This is a genomic window from Vibrio sp. CDRSL-10 TSBA (assembly GCA_039696685.1).
Lineage (GTDB): Bacteria > Pseudomonadota > Gammaproteobacteria > Enterobacterales > Vibrionaceae > Vibrio.
This window is the reverse complement of sequence record CP155566.1, coordinates 1109409-1131793: the sequence shown is the minus strand read 5'-3', so window position 1 is coordinate 1131793 and position 22385 is coordinate 1109409. Positions and strand designations below refer to the sequence as shown.

The following is a 22385-nucleotide window of genomic DNA, read 5'->3' as shown; positions in this document are numbered from 1 at the left end:
TGTTTAAACTGTCGTTTGGGTATCAATGCCTGTCTGAGGTTTCACTGTGTTCTATCGTCACAAATTTTGGCCTGGATATCGGCTAAAAGGCGTCCCGGGACGCGAATTTCGGGCAAGTTTGCTTTCTTGCTCTTACTGTATTTTTTTGACGGCTATCAAATTTTTTTGTTAGTCCGACATTATATAGAGCTAAATGCGCCACGCAAGCCAATAATCATAGCTCGAAAGCGACACCAATAGATGAAAAAGCGGCCCATAACGCGGACCGCTGCAACTGATTTCATCCAATATAATCAGGCATTTTTAAACGCTTTCATCGCCTGGAGATGATGGGAAATCTTTTTGAATTTGTGTGACTGGGCATCATCCCAGATGATCTGATAGTAATCTTGTAATTCAGCGGCTGTCTGACTGTTATCCAGCAGTTCATCATTACGTGACAGCACCACCAGACAGCGGCCTTTGTTCTTAACCCGATACTGCTCAACACACTTGGTTGCGATGTCATCATACTCTTCCGGGCGATCAATACGGCCGACCATGTTGCGCTCCGGATGCAGATTCGGATTGAATATTACCTGTTTAATACCACACAGAAAGCCGATACGTTCAGACCAGTAGCCCCCCAGGCCAACACCACAAATGATCGGATGCGGGTCATCCGACTGCTCGATGGCTTTATGGACTTCTTTCAGCAGATGCTGCATATCATGTTTGGGATGTAACGTACTGTAGTTGATGAAACGTACATCGTCGTCGATGAACTGAAGTTGCAGAACTTTCTCGTGGTTTCCCGGGCTGGTTGAATCAAACCCATGCAAATAAATAATCATATTATCCCCCAATTCCCTTAAGGTTTTAATCTACCACGAACAGTAAGGCTTTGATGAATCTTTTACCGGATTGACAGCGCAAAGCCTGCAAAGCGTGATCCTATCAACAGAACGTTTCCTGCAAATGGAGCGCCTGCCGATGGTACTCTTCATCACCCCACAACTGGTAGGCCAGCAGATACCACAGCAAAGCCATCATATTGGTTCTTGGCAGCCAGGCTTTCACCCCGCTGACCCACTTATCGACATCTTCAATTTCACGCAGCTGGCAATAACGGAACACCGCATCGAGTATCTTCTCTCCCGCCACATTGATGCTTAATGCCAAATCGAGGCGCGGATCGGCAATACCGGCATACTCCCAGTCGATGACCTTGTTACCCGATTCTGTTTTGACCATGTTGTAGCCCGCCAGATCAAAGTGACACAGGCACTGGGCAACCTCGGCCAGATTAGGGGGATTACGCCAGTCTTCATACAAGGCCCGGACCTGCTCCGTTTTCAGCTCTGGCTTTATCTGCATCCAGTAGTGATCAACCCGGGCGGTGAAACTGAACGGAACCACCGGAATATGATTAATGGCCAGTTCATGAATACGCGCCTGCATACGCAGCAGACCATCAAAGGAGAGCTGATCGGTGAGCGAGTCACCTTCTATCCATTCCACCAGCAACCCCTGTTCGTTGACCAGCATTGCGGCCGGGCTGAGCTGACTGGATTGGATGGCTTTAAGAATTTGGTATTCCTGATAACGGGAAATAGAAAAGGCTTTGGTGATGAGTGTCGTCGGCCGCCAGACATACGCGTTGCCTTGCGAACAGACCACTTTCCAGCAGCGGTTGGTGAGACCGCCTGTCAGCGTTTGCGCGTATTCAGGCGGGAAACTAAAAAAGTGAGTCAACCCTTGCAGGGTCGGATCCAGCTTGCATGCTTCTTTCCATGACATTCTTGCCATGACTCACCTCATAGTATTCAGTCACCGGGTTACTGACGGTTTACAGTCCGAACAGGCTCTTAGACTGCTGTTTACGAATTTCAGTTTCGTCCGCCCATTCAATCAGGCCAGTCTTCAGATCCATCAAACGCATGGTCATTTTGTAGTAAACGTCTTTGTCACTACCGGCATTTTTCACAATGCTCGACAGGTTGCCGTACAGCATGTATTCCGCGCCGACCATTTTACCGAACTGGATTGCGGTGCTCTGGTTGACCAGTTCATCATTGTTCTGGAACTTAAGCTGATCACGTACTGATTCGACACGGTCCATATCCACAAAACGGAACTTACCCGAATTGAGAAGCTTGGTGCTGATAGTGTCAGTCACAGATTCGGTGTCGATATGCTCACTGGTTTTGTTCTTAATCCGTTCAACAAAAACAATCGGACGAGAGTCGCGGGTGATGGCAGCCACTGAGCCTGACATCATCATGCTGTCGACCATGTCCGCCGCAATTTTTTGCAAATCGGTAGAACCGAAATCCACAGTAACGGTTTCAACCGCTTGTGCATCACCATAGCTGACCCGGTTAGCACAGCCACCTAACAGCATTACCAGACCCAGCAATGCAATAACACTTTTTTTCATGACGCTTCCTCTAAACTTAAACTACAAATTAATCATTTGCTGCACGAATTTGCACCCGGAACTGTGTACCGTCCGGTTTAACCGACACTTCAGACAGCGACACTGTCTCTTCACCATGGATCACGATCTGTTTCCAGGCACCAGGCTGAGTGTTCACTTCTAATCCCTGAGCGTCATACCAGTAAAAGCGGTATTGCAGATTCTGATCACCCCGGTAATTACTCAAAAGACGAACCACACCCCGGGTATGGCCGTTAACCATGCTGGATGAGATATCTTCGATATGCAGACGCCCGGCCAGGACGTTATCGCCGATCAGCACTCGCTGAGTCGCTCCGTCTACCCGTAAACCTGCGGTATTATCGGCACAGCCCAGTAGCGCCAGAGCGGCCAATACACTGACAAACCAATTTTTCATCACAATCTTCCCAGTTGTTTATGCCATATTGTGGCGTTACGCCCCTGACGCGACAGCCACACCAAGGTTGTACCTTGTTGCGGTACATTGAAAGTATAGGTGCGCCCTTCCACCTCGAGGGCTTGCTCACCAGCGGCAACCGTCTGCTCTGTCGCATTTACCGCCGCAGGCAATGTCAGCCAACTGCGCGTATCCGGTTGCTCGGTTAACGTGTTGAGGACGTTAAAGAGCAGATTGCCCAGGCCATCACCCTTGGTCGTTTCTTTGCGAACCTGATCTTTAGCCACGACACGTAACGCCTGACGAATCACCATTTTGGGCATGCGTTCGGACAAATCACGTTGCGCCATCAGATCCACGTCAGTCAGTCGCTCACTGTTCAACGGCTGCTTGTTCAATAATAACGGTGCAAATTGAGACCGAGACTGCTTGGGATAATACGGCAACGCTATAGAATACAACGCCGTATTGCCCCGGCTGTCAAAAAGCGGTAAAGATAAACGCCAGCTGTCAAGCGCCTGAACCACACCTTGTTCATCCAATACAATGACCCGGCCCTGTTGTTCCGACAAGGACGACACATCACCATAACGCGCTTTGAGCTGTTGCAAATCCTGCTGCATACCCAAGCGCTTGGCAACGCGCAAAGTGCCGTCGATCACCGCCCGGTTATCGGGTGCGACAGCCAGAGCGCGTCGGTAATCAACATACGCGTTATTCGGGTCGTCCGCAGCCTCGTACAGCAGCGCCGATAGATAGAGCAAATAACCGTTTTGTACCGCCTGCAAAGTTTTACCGCCATCCGGATAACGGGCCAGCACACTGCCAAGATTAGGCGTAACGCCTTTCTCTTCCAGCTCCTGCTGCGCCTGCTCAAGTTCGGCTTCCCGAGTTTTACGCGCCTGTTCCTGCACTTGGTTAGCGCGGCGCATTTCCACCAAAGCATCTTCTAATCTGTTGTTTTGAATATAGTTCAACCCCAAATAAAGATGCAAAAAACCCAGTTCATAATCAGCTGGCGTGTAGCTATTCAAGTTGTCATTCACAGCCAGAGACCCAATACTGCCGGCGCTCTCACTCAGTGAAATGGTGGCTTGTTCCTGCTGTTCTCTGACCGCCTGATCTGACAGATCTAATGCCGCCTGACTGTCGGGATACTGTTGGTTGAGAAAATAGACCCGGCCTTTTTCCAGGTTATCCAGAATGTCACCGGCGACATAATCAGGCAGCTCTTCGCTCGCCTGCTGGTAATCACCCGCTTGCAATGACTGGTAGAGATCTGAATTTTGCGCGCTGTAATGACTGAACAGATTGCCGGCAGTGAAATTGGCACAGGCACTGAGACAAATACAGCTAAGCGAAACCGTCAGGTGTCGTAAATCAAACTTCACTGCACACTCCGCTTTAAGAAATGAAGACGGTTACCCGACTGATACGGGTAACCGGCCGGAATTAGCTCATCAATAGCGGTCCCAGCGGGCGGCCACCCACCAGGTGCATATGAATGTGGTAAACCTCTTGCCCACCGTGTGAATTACAGTTGACCAGCAGACGGTAGCCATCTTCGGCAATGCCTTCCTGCTCGGCAATTTTTTTCGCTACGGTAAACATACGGCCCAACGCCAGTTCGTCAGCTTCCTGGACATCGTTGACCGTCGGGATCAGTTTGTTCGGGATGATCAGCACATGGCTTGGTGCGCGCGGATTGATGTCACGAAACGCCGTCACTAAATCATCCTGGTACAGGATATCAGCCGAAATTTCTTTGCGAATGATTTTGCTAAATATTGTTTCTTCAGCCATGAAGGTCTCCACCAGACGTGTTTGCAATAATCGTTGTTGGAATGAGTATGCGACAAGGCGGATCAAAGCTCAATAATAAACACCGTTCAGTTAACAGAAACCGAGTTTGCTTTACACAAAAAACTGCTTTTGTCGCCCCGATCATGAAATGTGCGCGTCTCAATTCATAGAATGTGACTCATTTTATTAATTTTTAGACAGTTTTTCTGTCTTTGCGAGATTTCAGAACATGAATGTAACAAGGGAGAGACGTATGCAAGGTTCAGTCATCAGGCGCATGTACGCCGGCTTTGCAATCATCATTGTAATGTTTGCCGTCACGGTCGCCATTATGATGAGTGGTATGAGTCAGATTCATTCAAATTTTGAAGGCGTGTCCAAAACCGCCTTACCTTTAGTATCACTGTCGAACAAAACCAGTGTTCAGTTGCTGACCGCCGACAAGTCTTTCAAAGATTTTCTGACGACTCAGGATGCTGAACGCATGGTCAGCATGCGACAGGATTTCGATAAGGCCAAACAAGATTTCAGTCAGGTATTAGGGCAACTGGAACAGGCCAGCGCCAGTCACCCTGATCTGCAGGAAAAAATGAATGCCCTCAATGCACTGGAAACCCGTTACTTCGGTGAAGCCAATGATGCGATGAACAACTATCAAGCCATGTTTACCGCTCAGAGCAAAGTGCAAAAATCCGTGCGTGAATTCCAGCGCCTGCACTCAGAGCTGAGCATTGGCATGAAGGAGTATGTGGATGATCAGAGCAGCATTTCAGTGAAGGTGATGGCCAAAAGCTATTTCATCAAACTCAAAGATGCCGAGCTGATCACATCTGATGCGCTGGCCAGTTCAGATATGGCGTTTGTCGACAGTGCGGTGCAAAAAAATAATAAAGCCGTCAGTCATCTTAACTACGCCTATCGCGGGCTGACCTCACAACTGCCTGAACTTAAAAAAGTGTTTGATGAACCGGTAAAAAAATTCACTCAGGATATCGGTGAGAAAGGGGGTGTTCTTGACCAGCACAACGAATATCTCAAAGCCCGCGCGGCTCTGTACGCCAATATCACCAACCTGGCCCGGGAAGTCGACAACGCAATGGCGCTGCTCGATAGTTTTAACCAGAGCGCTTCACAGGATCTCGACCAGGCCTTGGCTGACGCCGGCCAAGTCTATCAGCAAGGCGTTTACAAAGCCGTTGGTATTGGTTTGCTTGTAGTCCTGGTGGCAGGCGCTATCGGTTACCACATCGCAAGCAGCGTTCGTTCACCGCTCAAACAGATCCTAACCACACTGGAGAGCCTGACAGAAGGCGATATGACCCAGCGCATTCGCATCACGCATAATAATGAGTTTCGCGCGCCTGAGCCGTCATATCAACTCGTTGGCTGACAGCCTGCAAGATATTCTGGTTAAACTCAATGACGCGTCCGACAACCTGACCAAAACAGCAGGACACAACCAGGCAACCTCACAGCACGCCCAGTCGCAGCTCAACAATCAGCGAGAGCAGACCGCCAATGTGGCGACTGCAATGACTCAGATGGCGCACTCGGTCCAAGAAGTCGCACAAAGTGCACAAAGCTCTCTGCAGATGGTGCAGCAAGTCGAAAGCGCAGCCCAATCGGGTCGCCAGGTGATGAGCGATAACATCAGCACCGTCAAGCAGCTTGAGGGCCGCCTGAATGACTCGGTGGCGGCAGTGACAGAATTGCAGAACATGAGCAGCCAGATTGGTTCCATTCTGGATGTGATTCGCGGCGTAGCCGAGCAGACCAACCTACTGGCTCTTAATGCCGCAATTGAGGCAGCGCGCGCGGGTGAGCAAGGTCGCGGTTTTGCCGTAGTGGCTGACGAAGTGCGGGTACTGGCACAGCGCACCACCGATTCAACCACTGAAATCGAAAACATGATCGGCAGGTTGCAAAGCAGCTCTAACGCCGCAAGTCAGGTGATTGAAAGCTGCAAACAAGGTATGGAACAATCGGTACATCAGGCCTCTAACGCCAACAGCACCATGGAAGAAATTCAGGCGCTTATCATGGAGATAAGCCAGATGAGTACCCACATCTCCCAGGCCGCAGCTGAACAGAGTGATACCACCAGTGATATCGCACAACGCATTGATGACATCAATCATATTGCAGACGAAAGCTTGCAGGCAATGAGCAACATCGCACACACCAGTGGCGACCTCACCCAACTGGCCGGGCAACAAAGTCATCTGGTGCACAGATTCAAGCTTTAGACAATTCCGGGTTGGTTTTGTAAGGACCAGGTAAAATATCGCTATCAGGGGTGACTTTTATCAGGAGTCACCCTTGTTTTTTATGTGGGGGATCGTTATATGAATAGTATGGCTTGCATCACGCTTTTGCTCTACCTATTCCAAAAATTTCGCAAGCCAAACATGAGGATAACGTATGGCCGTTCATGTTGGCATCATAGATCAGGATCCGGTTCGCCTGATCACTCCGTTACTGGATAACCGAACCCAGAGTCGTCATATCGTCTTTATTGGCGACAATTCGCAACAAACCATGTATCAGCGGTTGCACACCGTATTGACTCAACGCGGCATCACGTCTGAATTTTTTGAAATTCCCAACGGCTCCAATATCTCTGAAATCAAGTCTTCTATTAAGCAGTTAGCGGAAGATCTTAAACAACGCAATCTGGAAGTCAGGCTCAACGCCAGTTGTGGCTTACGTCATCGCCTTTTATCCGTCTATGAAGTGTTCCGCACTTACCACTGGCCGATTTTTGTCGTCGAACCAAGCAGCGACCGTTTGTGCTGGCTCTATCCGGACGGCAACAAAGATACCCAGGTGCAGGACCGGATCACCATCTCTGACTATCTGACCATCTTTGGTGCGCGCGGCGAATTCAGCGAGCACAACCTGCCTCCGCAGCTTGACCAGAAACTGTATGAACTGGGTGAACGCTGGGCGAGCAACGCACTGGAATTGGGGCCGGGTCTGGCCACGCTTAACTATCTTGCCACCACGTGTCGTAAAGAGCAGTGTCTTGATGTCGAGTTGTCAGAAAAACAACAAGGCTATCGTGAACTCAACATGCTGCTGACCGATCTGGTCGAGGCGAAGATCGCAACCTACGAGAATGGCATTCTGACCTTTGCTAACGAAGACGCACGCCGCTTCTCTAACGGTGAATGGCTGGAAACCCTGGTTCACAGCACGGTACGTCAGATTCAGGACGACATGCCAACCATTCAGGATCGCTCTCTTAACGTGCAGGTCTACCGCCAGCTTGGCGAACGCGAAGTGCGCAACGAAACTAGACGTCGCGACAGTCGTGAACAATAAGCTGCACATCATTGAATGTAAGACCAAAGGCATGCGTGATGACGGTGACGATACCCTGTATAAACTGGAATCGCTGCGTGATTTGCTCGGAGGACTGCAGGCAAGAGCCATGCTGGTCAGCTTCCGTCCGCTGCGTTATAACGACATCACCCGCGCCGAAGATCTCGGTCTGGCACTGATTGGACCGGATGAACTGAAAGATCTGAAAAACCATCTCAAAAACTGGTTTATGGCAGCAGGCGGCAGCGAAGATTTGTAACCGCCAATCGGCTTCCTTGCTATGTTATGTGTTCTTACCACGTTAACAGGCAACAAGACGGATCAATCACAGCAACAAAAAGCCCGCGTTCAACGCGGGCTTTTTCTGTTCGCTTATATCGTCCTCACTGCGTTTACCTTCCTCACTACTCTGACACGCCATGTGTTTCAGCGGTGAGGAGCAATGATAACAACTTAACTGTCGTCTTCAGTAAAGCTGGATGGCAGCGTGGTCTTCATCAGGTTCCAGACCTGTGCGCTGGCAATACCGTACTGACGAATCAGGTTTGGCAGTTGATCGCGGTCACCGCTTTCACATACGTCCAGCAGGTCACGGTAAAAACGTAATGCCAACTGGCGCGCTTCCGGATTAGAGAAGTAGTAACTGCCTACCCGGTCGTAAAGCTTTCTCAGACCGTTAAAAATCAGGCCGTAAATCTGGTTTCCTGAGTGGAATGCCAGACGCTGGAACAACATGTAATCGTAGAAGTTAAACGTTTTGGCCAGCAGCAGTTGCTGACGTTTCTCTTCATCTTTCTCACCGTCATCTTTGACTTGCTGAAGAATCTTCTCTGCATAAGGTGACGACGCAATAAACTCATCCCAGGATTCAGAAGCAACCAGCGCTTCACACGATTCAATCACAGTGTGAATGGTACGAGCACTGTTTTCCTTGTTTACTTTAAAAGCATAACGCATGAAAATTGGGCTGATGTTAGTACGAGCCGCCAGTAAGTCCTCAACGATGTTGGTCGCGTTATCCACGTCCAGCGTCATTAAGGTATCCAGAATATGCAAACCTGATGTTTCCATAAACTGGTTTACTTTGGTCGGTTTGCCGTGCTGGATGGTCAGCCATCCATCGCGAGCCAGACGCTGCAGCACTTCACGCAGCGTGGTTCGTGTAACACCAATCAATTCGGAGAGCTCTCGCTCGGCAGGCAGAATGGAACCAGGTGGAAAGCGACCATTCCAAATGCTTTCAATAATATATTTCTCTGCAAAGCCTGCTGGGCTTTTTGCCTTGATGACCATTAAGTACTTATCCAGTTTTCTATTTTTTCGGGTCGAATGGCACTCATCATACCACTAGTTTTCATCCAGCGGAAACAAACCGTTGGTAAACTGGTAACAACCACTCAAATAGAGCAAAAACTTTATATGCACTTGATTTCGCTCAAAGTAAGCCTGACTTGCTCACAAAATAGCTGCTTAAATTTGTTTCAAAATGTATCAAAATAAAATTCACTTCACATTTAGTAAATATATAAAGAGAACTTGCTCACATAACTATTTTTTATTTATTTCAATATAAACTTACTGAAAAGTGGTATTTTTAACCAGCCAAGTGATATTTACTCGCGCCTGCTCTTGCTCTACCCTGCTAAATGAAATTTTCCGATGTTTTGTGTTATGCTAGCGTCGCTTCAAACGATCTTTACTGCAAAATAGTTGAGGTAGGTATAGCATTTCGACCTTGATTATTGACTAAAAAACCGCCCGCTGTATTGTTGCTGACAACGTAAGGAAAGCGTGTTTTTAGGGAATGACGGTTCAGGAAAAGAGGCAAAACCCGGCCATTTATTGTTCTAAGTCATTGTTGATAAAGATTTTTGTTTAGACTTTCATCAGACGTTACTGCAAAATTAAATATGCAGCTACAGAGCTATGTCTATCTATAACTAATTTAAGAGTAATCACCATGCCCATGTCGCTTGGAAGCGCATTTATCAAAAATTTCTTAGGTAAAGCGCCAGATTGGTACAAAGTTGCCATTATCGCCTTTCTGATAATAAACCCGATAGTTTTCTTTTTAATAAATCCCTTTGTTGCCGGCTGGTTATTAGTCGCGGAATTTATTTTCACCTTAGCGATGGCATTAAAATGCTATCCGCTGCAACCTGGTGGTTTATTAGCTATCGAAGCCGTTGCGATTGGCATGACCAGTCCGGAGCAGGTAAAACACGAGCTGGTTGCCAATATTGAAGTGCTACTGTTACTGGTATTCATGGTAGCGGGCATCTACTTTATGAAGCATTTGCTGCTGTTTATTTTTACCAAAATTTTACTTGGGATTCGCTCAAAAGCGATTTTATCAATCGCCTTTTGTGTGGCTGCAGCCTTCCTGTCAGCATTCCTGGACGCACTGACTGTTATCGCGGTAATCATCAGCGTAGCGGTAGGTTTCTACTCTATCTACCACAAAGTCGCTTCCGGACGGCCGTTTAACCAGCCCCATGACCATACTCAGGATGAACAGATCCCTGAACTGACCCGTGATGACCTGGAAAACTACCGTGCCTTCCTGCGTTCGCTGCTGATGCATGCTGGTGTCGGTACGGCACTGGGTGGCGTGACCACTATGGTCGGCGAACCGCAAAACCTGATTATCGCAGACCAGGCCGGCTGGTTCTTTGGTGAGTTTCTGGTGCGTATGGCTCCGGTTACTCTGCCGGTGTTCATCTGTGGTATCGCAACCTGCTTCCTGGTCGAGAAGTTCAAAGTGTTTGGTTACGGCGCTAAATTGCCGCCAAACGTACGTAAAATCCTGATCGACTTCGATACAGAAGAGCGTAAAACCCGCACCAAACAGGATGTGGCGAAACTTTGGATTCAAGGGCTTATCGCACTCTGGTTGATCCTTGGCCTGGCGATGCATTTAGCCGCCGTGGGTCTGATTGGTCTGTCGGTGATTATTATGGCGACCGCGTTTACCGGTGTGGTTGAAGAGCATTCACTGGGTAAAGCGTTTGAAGAAGCCCTGCCATTTACGGCTCTGCTGGCGGTATTCTTCTCTGTTGTGGCGGTGATTATCGATCAGGGACTGTTCAAACCGATTATCGATGCGGTTTTGCATATCCAGGACAACGAAACTCAGTTAGCGCTGTTTTACATCGCCAACGGTCTGTTATCGATGGTCTCGGATAACGTGTTCGTCGGTACTGTGTATATCAACGAAGTGAAAACCGCGATGATGGAAGGCGTGATCTCACGTGACCAGTTTGACTTACTGGCTGTGGCTATCAACACAGGTACGAACCTGCCTTCTGTTGCTACACCTAATGGCCAGGCAGCGTTCCTGTTCCTGCTGACTTCAGCCCTGGCACCACTCATCCGTCTCTCTTACGGTCGTATGGTGATCATGGCCCTGCCTTACACTGTGGTACTGACCTTGGTGGGCTTAGCCGGTATCATCTATCTGGTTGAACCGATGACAGCACAGTTCTACGATTTGGGCTGGATTACTCATCACAGCGTGCCGCATATGGAAAGCGTTGTCTCCAGCGGCCATTAAAAAATTGATTGAATAGGAAACTATTCCAAGATACAAAGCTCTGAGTAATCAGAGCTTTTTTATTCTTAGCTAAGGACTGTCCTGTGAATATTTTATCCAGCCTTAAAACCTTTTCCGAATCACGTCTGGCATGGCTGTTACTGCTGCTGTTTGTCCTCTTTTTCGAGGCCTGTGCCCTGTTCTTCCAGCATGTGATGATGCTGGCGCCGTGTGTGATGTGTATTTATGAACGTATTGCCATGCTCGGTATAGGGGCAGCCGGTCTTATCGGCTTAGTGGCGCCACAGAATCCGGTGATACGCTGGCTGGGGTTAGCCGTTTGGGGTGGCAGTGCCTACTCTGGTCTGCAGCTCGCTTTACAGCATGTCGATTACCAGTTTCATCCGTCACCGTTTAAAACCTGTGACCTGTTTGTTACCTTTCCGGACTGGGCGCCACTCAACCAGTGGGCACCGTGGATGTTTGAAGCGTACGGTGATTGCAGTAAGGTAGTATGGCAATTTTTGACCCTGTCGATGCCACAGTGGCTGGTCATCATTTTTGCAGCCAACCTGGCAGCCGTTGCGCTCTTTATCGTGGTGCAATACGCCAAACCAAAACGCTGAGAAGCTTGATAAACGAATATTAGTTGAGACCAGAATGACAAAAAGGCGCCCGATAAGGCGCCTTCTTTATTTGCTCAAAGTCTTTAACCTGCAGCTAGCAGGCTGACTTAGTCACGGGGCGGTGCCGGAGCCAGAAACCTCACGGTTACCATTGTGGCCTGGCGCGCTGACAATCCCCTGCGCTTCCAGCTGTTCGACGATACGTGCGGCACGGTTATAGCCGATTTTAAAGCGACGTTGCACCCCGGAAACAGAACCACGACGTGTTTCCACCACGTGTTCGACCACCTGATCAAACAGCGGATCCACTTCTTCGTCACTCTCCATTTTTTCACCTGGCAGCAAGCCTTCCGGCCCTTGATCGCCATTGGTAATTTCAGTGATATAGTTAGGTTTACCGCGTGCTTTCCAGTTATTCACCACCGCATGCACATCATCATCTGAGGCAAACGCACCATGCACCCGCACCGTGTGGCTTGAGCCAGGCGGCAAGTACAGCATGTCACCCATACCGAGCAGTGATTCTGCCCCGCCCTGGTCAAGAATGGTACGCGAGTCCGTCTTGGTTGATACGGTAAACGCAACCCGGGTCGGAATATTGGCTTTAATCAGGCCGGTAATGACATCCACTGACGGACGCTGGGTCGCCAGTATCAGGTGAATACCCGCAGCACGTGCTTTCTGAGCCAGACGAGCAATCAGCTCTTCGACTTTCTTACCCACCACCATCATCAGGTCAGCAAACTCGTCGACCACGACCACGATATAAGGCAGTTTCTCCAGCAGTGGCGCTTCAGGATCCATGCTGTCACCAGGCTGCCACAATGGGTCATGGATCGGATGACCCGCTTCAGCCGCCATTTTTAGCTTATCGTTGAAGCCTTTGATATTACGCACACCCAAAGCAGACATCAGCTTGTAGCGGCGCTCCATCTCACCCACACACCAGCGCAGGGCGTTGGATGCGTCTTTCATGTCGGTCACCACCTCAGACAGCAGGTGCGGAATACCTTCATAAATCGACAGCTCGAGCATTTTCGGGTCAATCATGATGAAACGTACATCTTCCGGCGTGGATTTGTACAGCATACTCAGGATCATCACGTTCACACCGACCGATTTACCTGAGCCCGTGGTACCTGCCACCAGTACGTGCGGCATCTTGGCCAGATCGGCCACTACTGCTTCGCCGGCAATATCCTGGCCCAGTACCACAGTTGTCGGTGATTTAGACTGCTCAAACTGCGGGCTGTTAATTACATCTGACAGATACACGGTCTGACGGCTCATGTTTGGCAATTCAAGACCAACGTAAGGTTTACCAGGAATCACTTCCACCACCCGGACGGCCATCGCAGACAAGGAACGCGCCAAGTCCATCGACAGGCTGGAGATACGGCTGACTTTAACCCCGGGAGCCAGATCCAGCTCAAAACGGGTGATCACCGGTCCAGGGAAGATATCCACAACCTCAGCTTGGATCTTGTAATCAGCCAGTTTGGACTCCACCAGACGGGCAATCTCTTCCAACGCTTCGCGGTCAATAAAGTCTTCACGTTTCTCAGGATGATAGAGCAGTTCCAGAGTCGGCATCGGTTCAGCCGGCTTAGGCAGATTGACCTCTTGCTGCACCAGGAACGGATTCTGTTTGCCGGCCATATTGGCCTGAGCCTCAGAGACCATATTCTGGAACGCTGTCACATCCTGATCCTGCTCATCGTCTTCTTCGTCCAGCCACTCCGGTTGATCATCCTCAGCAGCATCCTGGTAGCCAGCCGACATCTCAGGCTGTCGCGGTTCTTCGTCATCCAGCACATCAAAATTAGAAATCGTCGGCTCAATGTGCGTGTCATCCTGCTCGACATCAGCGATGGTTTGATCGAATTCCTGGACATCAACGCGAGGTGCTCTGAATGGTTCTTCCTCAATGACAGGTTCTGCGGTGTAGGCCGCAGGCTGTGACTGAACAGGCTCAGGCTGGAGATCATCGTTTTCTTCATCCCAAGGCAAGGTATCATCTGCCCAGTCATCCTGCTCGCGGGCAGCAAACTCCAGTTCTTCAATCGTAGAAGCCAACTGACTCGTGCGATCCGGCTTATCGGACTCATCCTGCTCGTATTGATAAACCGGTGCCGGCTTACTCACAGGCTGAGCCTGAACTGGCTGGCTTGTCTGACTTGACATAGTCTGACCAGGCGCTGCCTGGTTTGACACCGGCTCAACCGCTGGCTGCGCTTTGCTGACCACAGGCTCGCTGCGTTCCGGCATATGAATATTAAAACGGCGTTCATTGTCTGCAGACCGAGGGGAACTAACCTGCGCTTGTGGCTCTGGTTTCGCCTGTCGGGCAGCCTGCGCGCTCAACATCGGCTCTGACTTGCCGGTGAGCGGATCTGCCGCTAAATCATCGTCTTCTGCTCCGAATCCATCCAACAAATGGTTATCGGCAGCAAAGGCAGGTTCACTGCGCTCGTCGATTCGCGCAGACATCAGTTGTGGTGAGACCAGTTCATCTTTTTCACCGCGCATGCGGTTCAAGAAACGGTTAAAGCCACGGATGCTCGCTTCACCGAGACGCTCGACAATACTCAGCCAGGAAATACCGGTCAGCAGAGTGAAACCCGCCCCCCACAGGAAAAGCAGCGCCAGAGTGGTACCAAGCACGTTGAGAGTCGGCAGAGCCAGGCTGGAGAGCACATCCCCGACCACACCGCCGGAGGAGAAATACCAGATATCGTCAAAGTTGATATCCGCTAAACCGCAACTGGTCAGCATCAGAACCACTAAGCCCAGCAGACGGGTGCCCCACAACATAAAATCGATGTTTTCATCGGCATCGCGGTTACGCAGCAAAATCCAGGCTGTTGCGGTCAGGATGACCGGTAGCGGATAGGCCAATGAGCCAAAAACAAAAAACAGGGTATCGGCCACCCAGGCACCGACGATGCCACCGGCGTTTCTGGATATCTGAGCCCCAGGCCGTTTGCGACCAGGAAGGATCCGCCGGATTGAAAGTCAGCAGGGCGACGGCAAGAAGAATAGAAGCCAATACGGCCAGAATCAGGCCGCATTCACGTAGACGTTGTGCTCCATTGAGGCGAGAAGACTGAGGCTCTTCACTCGTCTTAATAATGGTCTCAACTTTATTGTTGTTCTCTTTGAACATAAACCAACTTGACTATGATGATGGCCAACCTGGCTAACACTATACGCAGGTTGGTCTGGTGAAAACAGTCCGAGCGGCAAAAGCCGCTCGGTTTGTTCGAAGATTTAACCATATCAAGCACAAAAACCCAATTGTACAAAGTCAGAATGTGGCAAGAAGTACCACTATTCTGACTTTTACTGAATTAGCGGGTCTTGATGACAAGCTGGTTAGTCTGCTTCACTTCTTCCATAACCACGTACGTACGCGTGTCGTTTACACCCGGCAAACGCAGCAGCGTATCACCCAGCAGTTTACGATACGCGCCCATATCGGATACGCGAGTCTTGAGCAAGTAGTCGAAATCACCCGATACGAGGTGGCATTCCTGAATATCATCCAGCTTTTGAACCGCAGTATTAAACTGTTCAAATACATCCGGAGCGCCACGGTTCAGCGTAATTTCGACAAACACCAAAAGCGAAGCATCAAGATATTGCGGGTTCAGCAATGCTGTGTAGCCCGTAATATAACCCTGACGTTCTAAACGACGAACGCGTTCTAAACAGGGTGTTGGCGAAAGACCAACACGTTTAGACAATTCAACGTTCGAAATGCGACCGTCTTTCTGCAATTCATTCAAAATATTGCGATCGATACGGTCTAGATCCTTGGACGGCCTTTTATAGTTGTCTGCCATTTTTTATTCCACCTTATTACTTCCTTGCAAAAAAATATACTACAACTTTCTAATATTCGGTATCAAATCCCACATAACGCTGACTATACTAGCAATAAATTCGATACAAAAACCCTGCTAATAGTCAATACAACCACGTAAAGATAAGGAGTCAGGATGATCATTGGCGTACCGAAGGAAATCAAAAACCACGAGTATCGTGTGGGCATGATTCCGGCAAGCGTGAGAGAAGTGCTCTCACACGGCCACCAAGTGTTTGTCGAAACAAACGCCGGAGCCGGTATCGGCTTTTCAGACGATGACTACATCGCCGTAGGCGCATCCATTCTTCCTACTGCCGCCGACGTTTTCACGCAGGCAGATATGATTGTAAAGGTTAAGGAACCTCAAGCTGTCGAACGAGCTATGCTCAGAGAAGGACAAATATTATTTACTTATTTGCACCTCGCTCCAGATTTTCCACAAACTGAAGAGCTAATCAAGAGCAAAGCTGTCTGCATAGCCTACGAGACTGTAACAGATAATATGGGTCGCTTACCACTATTAGCACCAATGTCTGAAGTCGCCGGGCGCATGTCTATTCAAGCGGGAGCACTTGTACTCGAAAAATCACGCGGTGGCAGTGGATTATTACTCGGTGGCGTCCCGGGTGTCGCCCCAGCCAAAGTGGTTATTCTCGGCGGTGGTGTCGTGGGTGCCAACGCGGCGCGCATGGCCATAGGCCTGCGTGCAGATGTGACGATTCTCGATCGCAATCTCGACGTATTACGCCGCCTTGATCAAGAGTTTCAGGGCCGGGCCAACGTGGTCTTTTCTACGGAAGATGCCATTGAGCACCATGTGCTGAATGCTGACCTGGTTATCGGTGCGGTCCTGATCCCGGGAGCGGCTGCCCCGAAACTGGTGACTGAGCAGCATATCAAGGCCATGAAGCCAGGCTCTGCGGTGGTTGACGTCGCAATCGATCAGGGCGGCTGCTTTGCCACTTCCCACCCGACCACCCATGCCGATCCTACGTTTATCGTCGATGAGGTGGTGCATTATTGTGTCGCCAATATGCCGGGTGCAGTCGCGCGAAACCTCAACCTTTGCCCTCAATAATGCAACCCTGCCCTATATCATCAAACTGGCCAATCTGGGTTATCAGCGTGCACTGAGCCAAGATCCCGGCTTTCTAAAAGGGTTGAATGTCATTCACGGGAAAGTGACCTGTCAGCAGGTCGCTGAAAACTTTAACCTCGACTACGTAGACCCGGCACATGCGCTAACCATGTTTAGTTAAACGAAGACGATTCAGTTACACGGCGCTCCTGCCACAAAGGCACGACAGGAGCGTCGCGTTATTCGATAAATTAGTTATTAATTATGAGAAAAAAATCTGACAGCCCGGCTTCATCACCCGGCCTTAACGGCATGAATCAGAATATTACGCGGCGTTGTTGCCCGGTCGCAGAATTCGCTCACCGTCACCTGGTAGCCTTGCTCGCGCAGGTAAAGCGCTTTATCCAGCACTAACCACATTTCCAGTAAACGTCTGAACCCTTGCTGAACCAGGCTCAGTCGTTCCATGAGCCAAAAGCGCTGCTCACCGCGCTGCTGATAAACCGCATAATCGACCTCAGGCAAGCTGAGCTGCTTTTGCTGCGCCGCCCACTGGCAGAAAGCTTCAAAGCCGGCACTCAACAGAGACTTTTTAATGCTCGGCACGGGCAGGTATTGCTCCATGCTCAGTTCATACCTGAGCAACTCGTCCAATCCGAGCCGATAACTCATTTCAGCAAAACGATGGCGTCGTACCCGTTCACCTCCGGTGACCGTTTCCTGAAGCGGAATACGCAATTCGCTCCGTGAAAGATTCAGAGCTGAATTGCGGGCGCATCGTGACAGTGGCTGATACGTTTCATCTTCAATCAAATGGTAACAGCACGGAGATAAGGTAATCGCACTCAGAGATGCCCGGCTGGCATATTGCATCAAACGAACATGCAGATCGCCGCAGGCGTGCAACGCGACCGCATGCTGCGCCGAATGAAAAACCGTCTGACTCGCGCCATCAAACGCATCACCCTGAATAAAACGCATGTCCAGTTGCAGCGCATCAGCCTCTGCCTGACCACGCTGACAAAGCTCGTGCTGAAACTCAAAACTGGTCACGCGCTGCTGACTGTTTTGTGCCAGCACCCGGCCCAGATATCCTTTACCGGAACACCACTCCAGCCACTCGCTGCCATTATGGTGTGCTAACGCTGCCCCGCCCATTAACCGGACCTGATCGTACTTACGACCCGGCACACCCTGCTCAATCGCGGTCAGATCAGGCGCACTGTGCTGACTCTTGTGCAGCTCTGTCAAAGCATGTAAATCGGTAAGATTGGCAATAAACGGCGCCAGTTGCTCAATCAGCGTATCCGGCTGCGCTTTGAACGTCTCTATCTGCGGCTCAGAGAGGCCAAGTAACCACTCTTTCAGCGCTGGATCTGACCACGGAAGTAGGGGCTCAGCACTGTGATGAAATGGCTCGAAACGCCAGTAATTCTGGGTATGAGTCAGAAAGGTATCGAGCTGTTGAAATAGAGTTTGCATACGCACCGGTGTCGCCTTGTTGCGGGGAACGCTATTGTATGAATCCCGCCTACAAGATCAATCATTGCGCCGCGCAATCGGCTCGGCAGTCGCTGGCGAGAAACGATAATCGTTAGAAAACCAACTCAGTGTTTAGCAAACCAATCATCAGCGTACCGGCAGGTCGATATCGCGGAACATCTCTTCAATCTCGGCACCCGATTTAAGTGAAATGGCTTGCTCAACCACAGGGCGAGTCAGGTGAGGGGCAAAACGCTCCATAAAATCAAACATATAAGAACGCAGGAATGTGCCGCGACGAAAACCGATACTGGTTACACTCGGGCCGAAGATATGGCTGGCATCAATCGCAACCAGATCTTTGTCCTGCTCTTTGTCCACCGCCATACTGGCAATCAGGCCGACACCAATCCCCATGCGGACATAGGTTTTAATCACATCCGCATCCGTGGCCGTAAACACGACCCGCGGGCTGAGACCGAAACGGTGAAAGGCAGCATCCAGCTCTGAGCGGCCGGAAAAACCGAACACATAAGTCACCAGCGGATAAGCGGCCAAATCAGCGACGCTGACCTGTTCCTTCTTGGCTAAGGGATGGTCTTTGCTGACCACTATCGCGCGATTCCAGTGGTAACAAGGCAGCATAATGGCATCCTGATACAGGTGCATTGCCTCGGTCGCAATGGCAAAATTAGCACTGCCTTTGACAATCGCTTCTGACATCTGCGCCGGGCTGCCCTGATGAAGATGCAGTGAAACTTTCGGGTAGCGGGCAGTAAACCCTTTAATGACTTCGGGCAACGCGTAACGGGCCTGAGTGTGGGTGGTGGCAATATTTAAGGTACCCATTTCAGGATGGGTGTGCTCACCGGCCACCGATTTAATACTTTCCACCCGCGACAGAATCTCGGTTGCGATTCTGACAATGTCTTCGCCGGCCTGAGTGACCTGAGTCAGGTGTTTACCGCTGCGTTCAAAAATCTGGATACCCAGTTCATCTTCCAGCAAGCGAACTTGCTTACTGATGCCGGGCTGAGAGGTATAAAGACTTTCGGCGGTAGCTGATACGTTCAGATTGTGATTGACCACTTCAACAATGTATTTCAACTGCTGCAACTTCATAACCGACCCTGTAGATTTTGAGCGACGCACGCCATCGCAAATTCATAGTTTATAATTATTAGTTATAACGCGTTGAGGACATAATTCAAAGAGGAACGACGAAATTGTTTTTGAAAATACTGCCCTTTTCGGGCAACTGAAGAAAAAACTGCCACCGGGCACCCAAAGTCACCAATCCGTTAAGGCGTCTGCGCAATAAACAGACGATAATACGATTTATAAAATTGTTGGTGTAGTAGAAAGTTAGGATAGTGTATCCTTTGTCAATAGGCCTTTGAAAATGAAGACACGGATTATATGAATATCGGTTTAATTATCGCTCTGATTGCCATCTTATTGGTGCTGGTTTTGGGCTATAACATCATGCTTCAGTACAAAGTCAAAGTTGAAACCGTGAAGAAGCAAGAGTCATCCCGTTACCTGACCATCATCGATGCCACTGAGGATCTCATCGGTAATGCGCACCATTTGCCATACAGCAAAGAGTTATTGTTGTGCCTCAACAACCGGATTCTTGACGCACTGCAAAACATGTATGAACTCGATCCGAAGAACAAGCAACTGGCACAGCGCATCGAGAACATGAAAGTGCAGATCAACAATCTGCAGCAAAATCATTCCGGCAGTGAGAGTACAACCTTTAAAGTACCGAGCAGCGATAAGCAGGCGATTGTGATGCTCAAACTGGTGAAGCGTCTGCGCGATACTATCCGCAGTGAACACAATAAAGGCCGTTTTGAAACTCAGGCTTATGTGGCAGAAAATGCACGCCTGGAGACCATTCAAATTCGCATCAACATCGAGAACGTGATCAAACGCGCCAACGACTCGATTGTGCGTGGTCAGCCAGGAACAGCAATACAGTTGCTGCGCAAGGGCCTTGATGTTCTGAGTTCGAAGAGCGACAGCTATTCAGTACAGGCACGGGAAAAACTACAGACCATGTACGATGATCTCGAAAAACGTCGCCAGAGCAAAAATGCGGCGGATTTGGAGAAGAAAGAAGAGAAACGAGCGCCAGCACGACATGGACATGCTCTTTGGCGAAAAGAAAAAATGGTAATATACTAGCCGTTTTCGAACCGATTAATTAACACAAAGGTCGCCAAGGCGGCCTTTGTTATTGTTGCGACCATGATAAATACCCCAGCGATTGAAAAACTTCTCGAGCCTATCCATCAGTTTCTGCATTGTGAAACCCCAGTTGAATGGATAGAGGAAGCGCGTAAGCCCGACAACCTGCCGGTCATTCTGCTTGATCACCTGATGTGTGAACTCAAGGCTGGCCAGTCAGCCATGTATCTGATTCGTAAGTATGCGGTAGACCAACAGAGCCAGCACTCGCTGCTCGACTGGTTTAAACCTTATGAAGACTTTACCTATCGCAACATTGGCAGCATTGAGACGCTGAAAGGCAAAAGTCAGATTTCTAAGGCCATCATGGCCAAATCAGATTCGCCCTACAGCCAGGAGCTGATTGATAAGATGGTATTACTGATCAAAGAAGAGCTGCACCACTTCTATCAGGTACTGGAAATCATGCACAGCAGAGGCATCAGTTACGAATCGATTCCGGCCAGTCGCTACGCCAAGGGGTTACTGTCGCATATGAAAACCCATGAGCCGCAAACCCTGATCGACAAACTGATCATCGGCGCGTACATTGAAGCCCGCTCATGCGAGCGCTTTGCACGTCTGGCACCTCACCTTGATGAGGATATCGCCAAATTTTATATCTCGCTGCTGCGCTCCGAAGCGCGTCATTATCAGGATTACCTCAGTCTGGCTGAGCAGATTGCCGGGACAGACATTTCACAGCGCATTGCCTATTTTGGCCGGATAGAAGCTGAATTGATTCGCTCGCCGGACAGTGATTTTAAATTTCACAGCGGTAAGCCGGTGTTAAACTGAATACTCACTGCTTGGCTATTAAAGCCAGACAGTAAAAAGGTCAGCCTGTAAGCTGACCTTTTTTGTATTGTCCGAGCCTGAAAAGGATTTACACCAGCGAGGCGTTAATCGCTGTCAGAACTTTCGCCGGATCGGCGGCCTGAGTGATAGGACGACCAATAACCAGGTAATCCGACCCCGCCTGAAGTGCTTCATATGGCGTCATAATACGGCGCTGGTCGCCCGCATCAGAGCCTGCCGGGCGAATACCCGGAGTCACCAGTTTGAACTCCTGACCCAGGCCCTGTTTCAGCACTGACGCTTCCTGTGCCGAACACACCACGCCATCCAGACCCGCATTCTTGGTCAGAGTAGCCAGACGCATCACTTGCTGCTCAGGCGCGACATTAAGGCCGATCCCGGCCAGGTCACTCTGTTCCATACTGGTGAGTACAGTCACTGCGATCAGCAACGGACGATCTTTGCCGTAAGGCTCGAGGATTTCGCGTGATGCGGTCATCATGCGTTCACCACCGCTGGCGTGAACATTGACCATCCAGACACCCAGTTCAGCCGCAGCACGGACCGCTTTGGAACAGGTATTTGGGATATCGTGGAATTTCAGATCCAGAAAAACCGAAAAGCCCCTTTTGTGTAGTTCACGAACGAATTCCGGACCAAAGAGCGTAAACATCTCTTTGCCGACTTTTAACCGGCAACTGGCAGGGTCGATCTTGTCGACAAATGCTAGGGCATCCGCTTGGTTGTCATAATCCAGTGCAACGATCACTTTCTGGTCGTTCATTTCTACTCCTAAGATATG

General features: G+C 49.7%; 14 protein-coding genes and 5 pseudogenes. 7 read left to right on the top strand and 12 right to left on the bottom strand.

The genetic code is table 11. The features are described 5' to 3' along the window. Positions 1 to 293 precede the first annotated feature (293 nt). From ycfP to hinT, 6 genes are all read right to left on the bottom strand, one after another. Positions 294 to 833 carry an alpha/beta hydrolase YcfP gene (gene ycfP / locus ABDK09_12700; protein XAW90291.1) on the bottom strand — a complete coding sequence of 180 codons (540 nt, stop codon included), beginning with the start codon at positions 831 to 833 and terminating at the stop codon, positions 294 to 296. Between the two features lie 103 nt (positions 834 to 936). Then, a complete protein-coding gene (locus ABDK09_12695) occupies positions 937 to 1788 on the bottom strand; it encodes a phosphotransferase (GenBank protein ID XAW90290.1) in 852 nt (283 codons plus the stop codon). A 40-nt stretch (positions 1789 to 1828) separates the two neighbouring features. After that, complete coding sequence (gene lpoB / locus ABDK09_12690) at positions 1829 to 2419, bottom strand: penicillin-binding protein activator LpoB (protein ID XAW90289.1); 591 nt, start codon at positions 2417 to 2419, stop codon at positions 1829 to 1831. Positions 2420 to 2447: 28 nt separating this feature from the next. Then, positions 2448 to 2837: a YcfL family protein gene (locus tag ABDK09_12685; GenBank protein XAW90288.1), complete on the bottom strand. Its 390-nt coding sequence runs from the start codon at positions 2835 to 2837 to the stop codon at positions 2448 to 2450. Beyond that, positions 2837 to 4228, bottom strand: coding sequence for a hypothetical protein (locus ABDK09_12680; GenBank protein XAW90287.1), 1392 nt, complete (start codon positions 4226 to 4228; stop codon positions 2837 to 2839). Before ABDK09_12680 ends, ABDK09_12685 begins: the two co-directional genes overlap by 1 nt. Positions 4229 to 4289: 61 nt before the next feature. Then, positions 4290 to 4640, bottom strand: coding sequence for a purine nucleoside phosphoramidase (hinT, locus tag ABDK09_12675; GenBank protein XAW90286.1), 351 nt, complete (start codon positions 4638 to 4640; stop codon positions 4290 to 4292). A gap of 253 nt (positions 4641 to 4893) precedes the next feature. On the opposite strand from hinT, the pseudogene ABDK09_12670 reads away from it, so the two are divergent. Both ABDK09_12670 and ABDK09_12665 read left to right on the top strand, forming a co-directional pair. Further along, a pseudogene (locus tag ABDK09_12670) lies at positions 4894 to 6886 on the top strand (methyl-accepting chemotaxis protein). Between the two features lie 175 nt (positions 6887 to 7061). Beyond that, a pseudogene (locus tag ABDK09_12665) lies at positions 7062 to 8223 on the top strand (DUF1887 family protein). A gap of 194 nt (positions 8224 to 8417) precedes the next feature. Here ABDK09_12665 and fadR read toward each other — a convergent pair. Then, on the bottom strand, positions 8418 to 9257 hold the full coding sequence (gene fadR / locus ABDK09_12660) for a fatty acid metabolism transcriptional regulator FadR (protein ID XAW90285.1): 840 nt from the start codon (positions 9255 to 9257) through the stop codon (positions 8418 to 8420). 667 nt (positions 9258 to 9924) lie between these two features. Here fadR and nhaB point away from each other — a divergent pair. Beyond that, a complete protein-coding gene (gene nhaB, locus ABDK09_12655; protein XAW90284.1) occupies positions 9925 to 11517 on the top strand; it encodes a Na(+)/H(+) antiporter NhaB in 1593 nt (530 codons plus the stop codon). 83 nt (positions 11518 to 11600) lie between these two features. Then, positions 11601 to 12122, top strand: a complete 522-nt coding sequence (dsbB, locus tag ABDK09_12650) for a disulfide bond formation protein DsbB (GenBank protein XAW90283.1) — start codon at positions 11601 to 11603, stop codon at positions 12120 to 12122. 107 nt (positions 12123 to 12229) lie between these two features. On the opposite strand, the pseudogene ABDK09_12645 reads toward dsbB, so the two are convergent. Next, positions 12230 to 15288 (bottom strand): annotated as a pseudogene (locus ABDK09_12645) (DNA translocase FtsK 4TM domain-containing protein). Positions 15289 to 15472: 184 nt separating this feature from the next. Further along, on the bottom strand, positions 15473 to 15967 hold the full coding sequence (gene lrp, locus ABDK09_12640; GenBank protein ID XAW90282.1) for a leucine-responsive transcriptional regulator Lrp: 495 nt from the start codon (positions 15965 to 15967) through the stop codon (positions 15473 to 15475). Between the two features lie 156 nt (positions 15968 to 16123). Here lrp and ald point away from each other — a divergent pair. After that, positions 16124 to 17249: pseudogene (gene ald / locus ABDK09_12635) on the top strand (alanine dehydrogenase). Positions 17250 to 17362: 113 nt separating this feature from the next. Here the strand turns inward: ald and ABDK09_12630 are convergent. Both ABDK09_12630 and cysB read right to left on the bottom strand, forming a co-directional pair. Continuing rightward, positions 17363 to 18550, bottom strand: a complete 1188-nt coding sequence (locus ABDK09_12630) for a methyltransferase (GenBank protein ID XAW90281.1) — start codon at positions 18548 to 18550, stop codon at positions 17363 to 17365. A gap of 147 nt (positions 18551 to 18697) precedes the next feature. Then, positions 18698 to 19672, bottom strand: coding sequence for an HTH-type transcriptional regulator CysB (cysB, locus tag ABDK09_12625; GenBank protein XAW90280.1), 975 nt, complete (start codon positions 19670 to 19672; stop codon positions 18698 to 18700). A gap of 297 nt (positions 19673 to 19969) precedes the next feature. Between cysB and ABDK09_12620 the strand changes: the two are divergent. Both ABDK09_12620 and ABDK09_12615 read left to right on the top strand, forming a co-directional pair. Then, positions 19970 to 20735: pseudogene (locus ABDK09_12620) on the top strand (DNA repair protein). Positions 20736 to 20806: 71 nt separating this feature from the next. After that, complete coding sequence (locus tag ABDK09_12615; protein XAW90279.1) at positions 20807 to 21583, top strand: tRNA isopentenyl-2-thiomethyl-A-37 hydroxylase MiaE; 777 nt, start codon at positions 20807 to 20809, stop codon at positions 21581 to 21583. An 88-nt stretch (positions 21584 to 21671) separates the two neighbouring features. On the opposite strand, the gene pyrF is transcribed toward ABDK09_12615, so the two are convergent. Next, on the bottom strand, positions 21672 to 22367 hold the full coding sequence (pyrF, locus tag ABDK09_12610; GenBank protein ID XAW90278.1) for an orotidine-5'-phosphate decarboxylase: 696 nt from the start codon (positions 22365 to 22367) through the stop codon (positions 21672 to 21674). Between the last annotated feature and the right edge of the window lie 18 nt (positions 22368 to 22385).